The sequence below is a fragment of the Methylomonas sp. genome (assembly GCF_023228165.1).
GTDB lineage: Bacteria > Pseudomonadota > Gammaproteobacteria > Methylococcales > Methylomonadaceae > Methylomonas.
The window spans coordinates 34,438-45,383 of record NZ_JALOBS010000037.1 but is presented as its reverse complement, the minus strand read 5'-3'; the positions used below and the strand labels follow the sequence as shown (position 1 = coordinate 45,383).

Genomic DNA, 10,946 nt, shown 5'->3' with positions numbered 1-10,946 from the left:
TCGAAAGACTGGTATCTTTGGAGAATCGCAAGTGGCAAAAATAGGTCGATTGAGCTAAATGACGACCGACCGTTAATCGAGTTAGTCTCCCCAGAAACCAGAGCAATGTTTAGCTTCTGATCCTGGAGAGACGTGGGTTTTATTTCATTATACGAAGTCGCATCAATGCCGCCTCATGGTTACCAATGGCGAATCCATTGCTCAACTTCGTTCATACATATGCTTGCCTTGGATACCGAGGAATAGTTTCGGCGCTAATACCTTTTCACAACAAGCCATGCTCCGCAAAGGAATACACGGTTTCGCCGACGATGAAGTGATCAAGTACGCGAACGTCAATCAAGGCCAAGGCTTCTTTAAGTTTTGCTGTAATCACGCGATCGGCCTGACTGGGGTCACTAATGCCGGACGGGTGGTTATGCGCAATAATTAACGCGGCCGCATTATAGTGCAGCGAGGCTTTGACCACTTCGCGCGGATACACGCTAGCGCCATCAATCGTACCCCGGAATAATTCATCGCAAGCGATGACCCGATGTTGATTGTCTAAGAACAGACACAGAAATACTTCGTGCTCATACGGCGCCAATTTCAATTTAATACAGTCCTTCGCCTTGTCCGGACTGGTCAAGGCTTCGCCTCGACTGAACGTGCGGTTGTAGATCTGAATGGCCTCCAAGATGACATCCTGTTCATCGGCGATACGGTAACGATTATTGGTTCCTCGAATGTATAACATGGGCTTTCTCCGGTAATCTTAAAATTTGGAGAAAGCCGCCCCCTTCCGGGATGGACTTTCTCCGGAAGGGTTGTCAAAAATGTGCAAAGCGTTGTCAGCGATGCCCGCAAACGTTGGCCGTCCGCTGAAGCATCCTTCGCTAATAAAACTTAAGTTGACGCCTCTCTTGCGTCAGGTGTTTGGGAATGGGTTTCCTCGAATAAAAAAGCCCCGAGGAAACGACACAGTCCAACCCCGACGGGGAGAACGGATCATCTCCTCGAGGCGGGTAATACTGGCTAGGCCAGTGGTTAAGTTAAGTCCCGATCTAACACCGGATTACGATGCCAAAGCCAGATCAGTAGAAGAGGGTAATGAGCCCGTCCATTCCAGCAAGCTGGATTGTTCGTTTTCCAATACCGCATCGGGATCGATGCCTCGGCTGGCAAGTACCGTGCTCATCGCCTGGGTTAACAGGCGATGGCCTTTTTCCCGTTCCGATTCACCGCCGTATTTGATCGCCCAAAAGGGATCGAAATGGACATGCCGGCTACTGCGTGGACACTGCTTGTTCACTTCGGTGTGAAACGCCCGAGCTAAGTTCTCTGCCTGTTCGAACTGCTGCCAGAAACCTTGTCCGGCTTGAGTATCTACAGGCGGTAACCAGCGGCGCTGACGTCCAACCCAACGGTTCATACGATCGATCAAGGTTTTGCTTTTCGGGAAAAAGTGAATGGTGCCGATGCCCGGATAATAGCGAACGTCAAAATAACTGCCACCAATCCGTTTTCCAACTCGAAGTTCGTGAAAATGCTGTCGAAACACCGACACCAAACTCACGTCCGCTTCGGTCTTGCCATCGAGCAAGGCAAACACCTTGTCGAAATCCGCTAACAGACGTTCTGACTCCCAGTTCAGGCTATTGTGATAGGACTCGACTTTGTGCCCTGGCAGAACGAACCGAGTGGTTTTGATCCGCATGCCCAACGAGCGATGTTTATCGTTGGATTTCCAACCCATGTAAAACACCGCGTTATCGCTGTAATAGCGAGTGATCAGATCGAACACATCGCACACCATGCTCAGTTGAATTTCACCTTGCTGATCGATGATGCCTTGCAGAAAGCCATAGATATTCGGCACGGTAAATTCCAAGGACTTCACCGTTTCGAAATCCGATTCCAAGCGTTTCTGCGCCGCCGATGACAAGCGCGAAGTGACCTGTGTCGAGCGTAAGATGCTCGCCCAGGCCCGATTCTTCAGATCGTGATAGCGTTTAAACAGCGTTCGCTTCACCGCATCCGAAGACGACTCGTCTTCACTGCTGATACCGCCACCGCTCAGTTCGCCGAGGGTTTTGCCCAGCATGGTCCGATAACGGCTGGCACGGGCTTCACTGACCACGGCCTGTCGCGCTGCTTCGACCGCGGCATTGAACATCAACACCGCGTTATCGATGAAGGCATTCGGCAAGGCCAACTCATGGGGCAGTTGAAAATCGCCCGCCACATGGTCGGCCTCCCGGCGATCCTGGCGCAAATCGTCCAGAATACTGCCGAGGATGTCCTGTTCGAACGTCGAAGTTTTTTTCAACCAGACCAGGGCCACATCGACCGGCGTTTTGCGTTCGGCTTCCTCGCCGGCGAACATTTCTGGCAGAAACTCGACCTCGCCATGCTGCTCAATTAAACGCAATAACAGCTGGCGTTCTTTCGAAAACGGATTGCGCACGGTTTCGGCATTGAGAATGGCGACGATTTCACCGTCAAACAATATCTCCCAAGCCTTCAACACATGTTTGGCGCCTTCGGCAAACGGGGGATTCATGATGATGTGAGAATAGACACTGCCGCTTTGAAACTGCAGAAAATCCATCCCCACCACCGCAAAGCCTTCATCGCGCAGAACCGCGTGTTTGCGGATATCAATTTCAATGCAATCGATCGGCAAACGTTTACCGTACTGGTATGGTCCTGGACGCAGCAAATGTCCTTCGCCTGCTGAAGGCTCTAATACCCGAACGAATTGCTGGTTCTTGAACATCGCCCAAGCTTTACGACTCAGTGCTTCTGGCGTGGGGTAGTATTGATAAGGGTCTGTCATGGTATTCTCCAAAAAAGCCCCTGACGACCGATTTATCCCTGGCGGGATAGAATCATCCCGCAGGGGTACAGTGAAAAACTCGGCTTAACCGAGTGTCAAAAATGAAAACGGCGTATCAGATCAACGCGAACCGCTTACCTTGAATGAAGTCCTGATACTGCCGGGCTTCGGTTTTTGCTTTGAATCGGGCATGCACGCTGCCATCGATCCAGATTTCCCAAGGCAAGCGGTTAAGCTCGCCTTTCACCAGTTCTACTGTGCCAACCCCAAAATCATCGTGTTGGTAAAGGACCTGGCGTGGACTGTCGATACGGACGATGCACTGATCCAGTAATGCCGGACCACCGATGTCACCGGGTTCGATCAACAACGGCACTTTGATCGTGCCCATCGAGCGACCAATCCAGCCGATGACATCGTGTTCATCGTGCCAGGACTGGCCGGTTTGGGTATCGCCGTAATACAACCGGATTTTGCGCCGGCTATGGCGAAGTTGTTCCAACAACTCGACCACCGGCTCCGGTGTGTCGGCGTGATAACAGGTGCCGGATGGCAAACGCTGATATTGAATGCAATGACCCGTGCCGAAGGTGTGTTCAAAGATTTGATTCATGATGTTGTCCTCAATGAAATAGCGGGAACATCACGATTCCCCAGCGGGAATAGGACATTCCCGTGTGGGTTGATAAAAATGAGCGCCGAATCGAATGACTTGGCTAACTCAGGCTTGTACAAAGTGTGCGCATAAAAATTTCAGCGCGCAGTTTTCAGGATTGGATTTCCAGAACAGGTTTTCCCAAGGCTTGTAATGCCTGAGGGATTAACTGATCCAAATCCTCCCAATCGATACTGCCACTGGCGGCTTCGCCTTGTTGATAGGCTTCAATCAAGCCTCGGCAAACTTGCATGGCGGCTTGCTCTTTCTTCAATTGCCGTACCGAATAATCCGGTTCCGGCAACTGTGCAACGGCAACGCTTTCCCAGACTAGGCTTTCACCCTCAGCTTCATGATATTCATCGGACAATAACGGCATGGCAGCGGTGTCATCCCAAATCGTGGCATCGTTGAATGCCTGTTCGGCAACCTGTTATGCCGCTTCGGGACTATCCGCGGAGATACCTACCATCACCCGGTGGACATTATCGATCTCGTAGGACACTACGAAACGTCGATTCATACATTCCGATTTGGCATTGGCCAAGGCTGGTTCTTCGACTGGCAATTCGGTTTCCCCCGATTCACCCTCGATCAATGCGCTTTCATAAGGCTCGATTTCCTTATTGCAGTCCGGGCAACGATCATTACAGCCGCAATCCCACACATCCTCCCATTCGGTCTGGCAGTAAGGACAGCGGTACTCATTCAAATAGCGAGCCGCATTAATTTGAGTATGCGAATGGCAAATGCCATTTTCTACTATCGATGACATGGTCAATTCCTCCAAAAAACGCAGGAACGACCACCCGACAAGATGATGTTCCTGCAGGTAAAGAACGCTGATTAATGCCGGAAAATGGCTCGCACAGCTGGGTTGAATTCACACAAAAATCGGTATATGGTGGCTAAAAATCACTAAAAAGCAGAGAAAAAGCCATGATTGACGATATTTTTCGCATTTTTGATTTTCTCAGTCCTAAGCAGACCGAGAGCACGCAACCAGTACGAAAATCGATGGCAATACCGCTTGCTCCCAGACTGAATGCGTTAAATCTTTGCAAAACAATTTTGACCAAACTGGATGTTGCGGAAGCCGATGTTTTGCAAAACATCGACGATCCGAAGCGAGCCTGGGAGTTATTGATCAATATCCGGCAATTGCGACGGGAAACCTTTGACGATCTCCAATCATTGCTGCCGGACGGCTTTCGTTTCGACGAACCTAAGAATGATTTGGCCAAGCAGGTACGCACCGTAATGACACAAACCGGCGCGACGCTTGAGGTTTTCAATGGCGGACAGACTCACTGACTGGCGTCGATAAACCGTTGCCTTTCAGTGCTGCCCGAAGTTGGGATACCTGATGCGGAACTTTCTGGGCCACTACGTTTGCAACCGCAGCCGATTGCTTTTTCGAGCGCCGAGATTTTTTGACTTCAGGCTCGGGACTTTCGATCACTGGTTTGATCTTCAATAATTCCCGTTCCAGTTTGGCTATTTGAATATCCGCTTCGTAGATTTCGATCGTTTTTAACTTGGCCTGTAATTGTGCTTCCAGTCGGACCGCCTCTCGATTGAAACCGTGATTGCGCGTCTGAATTTCCTGGCGCACCGAATCCGATATCGCCAACCAATCCAAGTCTTCTCTGTTACGAGGCATGATCACCGGTAGCCGGTGTCGCGCCAAACGCTGCGCGCGATAACGGTGAAACGTTTGAGCTGTGTGTTTCAACGCGCCCAGCATTTGCAACGCCGTTGCCCAAATCACTCGCAAGGCAAGGATGAACATCGCCAATAAGATGATGCCGAAAATAAAGTTCATTGAAGTTCTCCTTTAAAAATTTAAGAAAACACTTCGAATGAACAGCACCCGGCCGGGCGATGGTCGCCCGAAGCGGGTTTTGATTTGCAGTGGGTAGAACCACTGCGATTTACATCGGGCTTAACGTACCCGACACGATCACGGTTTAACGTGTTCGCCGCCTAAAGACGGAACGCCGACCGAAGTCGGATTCAGCATTCTTCGGAAAGAACGCATGAAATGTCTGTTTGTCGAATGGGCTCCAGTAAGTGAGTGCATTCGACAAACTGCGGTTGCATTCAGCTACCCGTAGCCACAATCCAAGGCATTAAGCCAAGGATTGGGCTACGGATAACGGACTGAGGATTACGCCGCCAACAACACCGCTTTCGAGAGCCCGAACAATTGCGCTCTCAGCTCTGAAAGGTCGTTAATGGTGATGGCAATCTGGAATAGATGACTGACATCCAGTCCCAAACCTACGCCGACCGTTTCAATACCGCTATCCCGACAACGCTGCAACAGTTCCAGCGTGCTGAGGGTATCGTTGGGTTGACCATCGGTCATCACCAGCAACACTTTACGGGGTTCCCGGCAACGCAGCAGTGACGCTGCACCAAACCAAATCGCTTCCGTCATCGGCGTACTACCCGTAGCAGCCAGCGAAAAGGCACCGGTGCGGGCATTCACGCGTTGGCCATGCTCAAGCAGCCGAAAAACCGAGTCATCTTGATGACCGGGAAAGGCAGTGACGCCAGGACTAACCCCCGGAATCCCTTCAAAGGCCAATGCCAGCGCCAAAGTCGCTTCCAACGCAATCGGCATTCGCGATCCCATCGGTTGGCCTTGGCTATCGGCCACCTGATAACCCATGCTTTCGGATTTATCGAGTAACAGATGGATGGCCGTATTGGGTGCCACCTTGGACTGCTTGCGCTGAAACAGCTTGGTTTCGCCGAGTGGTAAGCGGTGTAAACGTTTGCTGTCCAACCGGCTGCCACGACAAGCGTGTTGCGTGCGGCTTAGGGTTTGCGATTGGACGATGCCTTGCAACGCGGCGCGGATTTTCCCTGATTCGCCTTGCACCTTGCGCAGTAAAACCGCTCCGGCTCGCTCATCCATTGGTGGCTCGTGGCCACTGGGCATCAGCAATTCCGATTCATTTTCCGCGGCCAATGACAAAGCCGATTTCAGGGATTCGAATAAATCCTGCTCGATGTCACCGTCTCCGGCGGACAACAGGGTTTGCAAGACGCCCATCGGGTCGGTAATCTCTGTATTTTCTTCATCCTCATCTTGCGGATTGGATGGAGCGCTATCGGAAGATGTTGTCGGTTCTTCGTCAGGATTTTCCGGATTCGATGCATCGTTACCACCGAATTCTGAAGACGATTCGTCATCAGTGTCGTTTGGTAAACGTTCATCGGGATCCACGTCATCTTCGGAATCCGAGGAGTTCGAACCATCCAAGTCAGCTGTTTCACCGTCCTGATCCGTATCATCCGATTCGGGCATATTTTCCTCATCTGCCGATGGCCTTGCCTGATTGCGTTGCCTTTGTTGCGCGAATTCCTGCTCAATCATGGCCAGGATGCGATCAGTCAATTGCAGGCAATCGGACTCCGATTGCAAGTCATCCGGTACTTCGGACAGCAAGCCTTTAAGCCGCGTCACCGCGCCGATGGGAAAGGTTGCCTTCAATGCAATTTCGGTTTGTTCAACCAACGGCCGTAACGCCGTTTGACCCAACACCCTGGCTCGCAGACTCTTCAAAACAAAGCTGTACAAAATATTGGCCGGATGATCATCGATACGGCTGGCGACAAAGTCGCCTTTGGCAATCATATTTTCAATCACGGTTCGTATCGTCAGTCGTGTACCCGGAAAGTCCTTGGCCAGTTCGTGCTCGATGCGGATATCTTCAATCGCATTGCATAAGCGCCGGCGTAATACCGAACTGCCATAGCTCAGCGTAAAATCCGAATAGCGAATATGTGCCGCTTCGTGGGCCAACAGGCCCCAGGCAACATCCTGGTAATCCGGATCGTCGCCCCCATAGCCTGGCAGCCAAATGGTTTGGCCATCGGTTTCGGCTTTATCACCGCCGACACGGACTTTGACCCCAAAGCGATTGCCAATGGCTGCCGCAACGATGGGGAATGCGTTGTGTAAGGTTCTATTTTTCATGGTGTGCTCCAATTGTGGAGGGCAAACCATGATCCCAGTGGGACATGACTTTGCCCCCGTGGGTGAATGGTTAAATGGCGTCAGATCAGAACCAGTAGTCCTGGTCGGAATCGTCCGTTTCCTCATCGTCGCCCGCCGCCACCGTTGCCGGTTCCGCTGCGTTTTCCGAGTGTTCGTATCTAGCCGCATCGCTATCGGTTTCCAGATTGGATTGACTTTTATCCAGCAAAACATCCAACGCCCAGTTATCGGATGCCGATTCCACTTCGAGCTCATCGTCAAAGATGCCATCAAACAGATCGGAAAAGTCCGGATCGTCTGCAACGTTCTCAACAATCACTGGAGCGGGTAATGCTAGCAGTACTGATGATTCGAGTTCCGATTGATCAACGGATACTTCATCATCAACGTCAACATGGGTATCGGCATCAGTCCGGATTGCCGGCACTTGCGCCGTCAATAAACCTTCACCGTGCCGCCGGGTTTTATCCGGATCGGACAACAGCATCGCCGTGGCGAGGATTTCCTGCAGCAAACTGCCTTCGATCGTACCCCTATTCGGGATTTTGCCGAGCAAGTCGTCAATGGTGGTTATCACTGGCGCCACGCGATAATCGAGAAAACTCAAACCATCGAGCTTGTCGCGGATGCGTTTGATCGGCCTGAGCGCGTTGCGGGTGACTTGTTCCTTACCGAGTAACGATTGCTCGACCAGCAAGTTGGCGTCCACCGAAATTTCATGGAACATCTGCTCGCTCAACGAACCGATTTTGCTTTCCAGGCGTTCGACCTCCTGTTTCGGCAACTGTTCGGGTAAAGCGACCGAGACCACCAGATAATCAAAGGTCAAGCGGGTGGCGACCAAAACCACCGAGTCGATGGCCTTTTCGATGATGCCGGCAAATTCCGGATGTTTGACCATCCAGTCTTGTACCGCCGCATCGTAACCATCCAAAAACTCTGCCCGTGCCTCGGCAAAGTCACCGGCGATACGATCCAGTTCCGCCGTGACCCGCGCCGCTGCTGCGGCCGGTACGATGAATCCGCCTAGAAATCGGGTGCCGACGCGCAAACAAATGCGTTCGGCTTCCTTCTTCAGACGGTTGAACACCGATAGCCGGTCCGGATCGAGCAAGCGTTTCGAGCCCAAACTGGCCAAATCCTCCGGTGGCAACTTGCTACCGTCGGCCAGTACCAGATCCTCTTTGTTGAGCTTTTTGCGTGCGCCGTAAATCGTGGCGTCGACTTTGATCAAGACCACTTGATCCAAAATGAGTTGAGTTTGTGTCATGTGAACCTCCTATGGAAGAAGGCACACTGACCCCGCAGGGGCGAATGGCCCCTTCCGGGTGAGTGTTAAAAACCTGCATCGAACGCGATACAGGGCAAAACGGCTGGGCCGTCAGCCAATCAAAACCAATGATCGGTGTGATCCGCCATGGCCAACGCCAGATCGAGTCGGGGTTTCAAAAGCCCCAGGCTTTCGGCCAACGGTCTAAGCACTTCGATGTTGGTATCGAATAACGCCAATACCTCGGTTTCAGCCCTGAGGTCCGCCGACACGTCGCGGCCGCTTTCGGTGGCAATGCCGACCGAGACGCCGGGAAAATCGGCCAGCTTCAAGGCTATCAACCACAGCCAAGGCAACACCCCGTGTTCACGGTGGATTTGTCCGCTGAGATCGAAGGCTTCCTCGCCCAGGCTGACATCGATCAGCCGTTGCCAGCCAGACCAGTCACTTGCAGTCAGTCCATGAGCCTGAGACCAGGCATCCAGATCGCCCAACCAACGCCGTAGCGCGATGCCCATGTCGAGCAACGTAGCGTGCCCAGCACGGCAATCGACATGCCAATACAGCTTGTCGACCCCGACCGGCGGGGTTTCTGTCGACACGTGTACCGGAACGGCTATCGGCGTGGAACGGGGCAGGTGTATGTTGCCATCAGCATCGATTTCGACTTCGCCGACAAACACATAGCCTTTGGCTTGCTTTTGCCGTTCCATATCATGCTGGCGTATTCCGGTTCGCGTGTTGATGGTCGGCAGACGAGAAGCCGTCTTGCCCCAACGCGTCGAGATCGAACCGTCGGCATGAGTGGTAACCGCCCAGTCTTTGGAACTGCCGTCAGCATTACGGTGACGGTATAAAGTCCAGGCCGCCATGGCTAGACTGCCCAATCGTCCCCAAACACATCCTTGGCGATGCGATGAATCGCTTCGCGTTCGGCGGGTTCGGCACGAAAGGTCAAAGCCCGATCCAGCGAATAAGCCAAGGCATTCGGCGCACTTTTGAATGTGGCGACCAACGATGCCCAACGCACTAAACCGCGTGTGGATAGGGTCACCGATAACATGCCGCCGCCATCCGCACCGCCGATAAAGACTTTGCGAATCTGGTTAGCGACTTTGATCATGCTTTCCCGTACCGATTCCGGCATGGTCGGCACCACATCAGCCAATAGCTTCATTTCGTCTTCCGGCTCGGGGTACCCGACTTCCATTAATCTAAAACGATCGAGAAAAGCCAAATTTTGACGCAACACACCTTGGTACAAGCCCGACTGATCGCCAAACCCAGCACTATTGCCGGTTGCGACCAAACGAAACTTGGGATGCGGAGCAATCACATCGCCGGTTTGCGGAATCGTTAGAGGTTTTCCTTCAACGATTTCATTCAAGCCAATCAGCTCGGCCGGATCTATGGCATCGATCTCGTTGATCAACAATATATGGCCCAGACGAACTGCCAGGGTCAACGGACCATCGATCCACTTCATCGCGCCGCCGTCGACCAGCATGTACTGGCCGAGCAGATCGTTGAGTTCCAATCGACCGTGGCCGGTGACTGAATGTATGCCCCAATGCAGGCGCGCCGCAACTTGTTCCAACAACGAGGTTTTACCGGAACCGGTGGGACCGGTCAGATATAAGCCGTCGCCATTGTGGGCACCTAAAAACGCCAACACATCGCGCAAGTGATCCTTGCGAAACACGTACGGCTTTTTTGTTGGCACATAAAGGTTATTGGCCGGAATAAAGCCTTCCACTTTCATGGATGCCGGGGCCTGAATGCCGAAGGTGTCGGCGATGGAATAGGATTGATACATGGTGAGCTCCTCGAGGACTAGCCTCAAATGACAAGGGGCACACCGGCCCCGAGGGGTGATGAGCCCCAACGGGTGAGTAAAGACCTGGTAAACCAGGGGAGAAAAAATTAACGTAACTGCATGACGCAGTACATCGCCCATTCGGCGCGAGCCAACAGCTCCCGATCCATCAAACGAACAATGCGCTGAATGTCGCTTCTCAAACCGGGGTCCGAGATTTGACGGTGCATCTCCAGCAGCAACCGCCTTTTGGCCTGGATGTCGTCGCTATTGGCAACGTTCAACCAGCCGTGCAAGGTTTTCCAAAAGTCGTGATTCATGATGACCTCCTTCAATAGATAAAAAGGGTCACCGAGTCCCGCAAGGGTGATG

At 52.4% G+C, this 10,946-nt stretch carries 12 protein-coding genes; 1 reads left to right on the top strand and 11 read right to left on the bottom strand.

What is annotated here, in order from left to right:
- Positions 1–265: 265 nt before the first annotated feature.
- The 5 genes from radC to M0R33_RS20705 all read right to left on the bottom strand — a co-directional run bounded on the left by radC (position 266) and on the right by M0R33_RS20705 (position 4,251).
- Complete coding sequence (radC, locus tag M0R33_RS20725; protein ID WP_292573795.1) at positions 266–739, bottom strand: DNA repair protein RadC; 474 nt, start codon at positions 737–739, stop codon at positions 266–268.
- Between the two features lie 318 nt (positions 740–1,057).
- The gene (locus tag M0R33_RS20720; protein WP_292573793.1) at positions 1,058–2,821 is read right to left on the bottom strand and encodes a DUF4942 domain-containing protein; all 1,764 of its coding nucleotides are present in this window, start codon (positions 2,819–2,821) and stop codon (positions 1,058–1,060) included.
- Positions 2,822–2,936: 115 nt separating this feature from the next.
- The gene (locus tag M0R33_RS20715) at positions 2,937–3,434 is read right to left on the bottom strand and encodes a hypothetical protein (protein ID WP_292573791.1); all 498 of its coding nucleotides are present in this window, start codon (positions 3,432–3,434) and stop codon (positions 2,937–2,939) included.
- Positions 3,435–3,588: 154 nt separating this feature from the next.
- Positions 3,589–3,855: a hypothetical protein gene (locus M0R33_RS20710; protein WP_292573790.1), complete on the bottom strand. Its 267-nt coding sequence runs from the start codon at positions 3,853–3,855 to the stop codon at positions 3,589–3,591.
- 54 nt (positions 3,856–3,909) lie between these two features.
- Positions 3,910–4,251: a hypothetical protein gene (locus M0R33_RS20705; RefSeq protein WP_292573788.1), complete on the bottom strand. Its 342-nt coding sequence runs from the start codon at positions 4,249–4,251 to the stop codon at positions 3,910–3,912.
- A 164-nt stretch (positions 4,252–4,415) separates the two neighbouring features.
- Here M0R33_RS20705 and M0R33_RS20700 point away from each other — a divergent pair, with 164 nt between their 5' ends.
- Positions 4,416–4,790, top strand: a complete 375-nt coding sequence (locus M0R33_RS20700) for a hypothetical protein (RefSeq protein ID WP_292573786.1) — start codon at positions 4,416–4,418, stop codon at positions 4,788–4,790.
- Here M0R33_RS20700 and M0R33_RS20695 read toward each other — a convergent pair.
- From M0R33_RS20695 to M0R33_RS20670, 6 genes are all read right to left on the bottom strand, one after another.
- On the bottom strand, positions 4,768–5,301 hold the full coding sequence (locus M0R33_RS20695; RefSeq protein ID WP_292573785.1) for a hypothetical protein: 534 nt from the start codon (positions 5,299–5,301) through the stop codon (positions 4,768–4,770). The genes M0R33_RS20700 and M0R33_RS20695 overlap by 23 nt on opposite strands.
- Before the next feature lie 345 nt (positions 5,302–5,646).
- Positions 5,647–7,467 (bottom strand): VWA domain-containing protein, encoded by a 1,821-nt coding sequence (locus M0R33_RS20690; RefSeq protein ID WP_292573783.1) that lies wholly within the window; start codon positions 7,465–7,467, stop codon positions 5,647–5,649.
- Between the two features lie 85 nt (positions 7,468–7,552).
- The gene (locus M0R33_RS20685; RefSeq protein ID WP_292573782.1) at positions 7,553–8,758 is read right to left on the bottom strand and encodes a DUF3150 domain-containing protein; all 1,206 of its coding nucleotides are present in this window, start codon (positions 8,756–8,758) and stop codon (positions 7,553–7,555) included.
- A gap of 119 nt (positions 8,759–8,877) precedes the next feature.
- Positions 8,878–9,630: a hypothetical protein gene (locus tag M0R33_RS20680; protein ID WP_292573780.1), complete on the bottom strand. Its 753-nt coding sequence runs from the start codon at positions 9,628–9,630 to the stop codon at positions 8,878–8,880.
- A gap of 2 nt (positions 9,631–9,632) precedes the next feature.
- On the bottom strand, positions 9,633–10,574 hold the full coding sequence (locus M0R33_RS20675; RefSeq protein WP_292573778.1) for a MoxR family ATPase: 942 nt from the start codon (positions 10,572–10,574) through the stop codon (positions 9,633–9,635).
- A 107-nt stretch (positions 10,575–10,681) separates the two neighbouring features.
- The gene (locus M0R33_RS20670) at positions 10,682–10,894 is read right to left on the bottom strand and encodes a hypothetical protein (RefSeq protein WP_292573776.1); all 213 of its coding nucleotides are present in this window, start codon (positions 10,892–10,894) and stop codon (positions 10,682–10,684) included.
- Between the last annotated feature and the right edge of the window lie 52 nt (positions 10,895–10,946).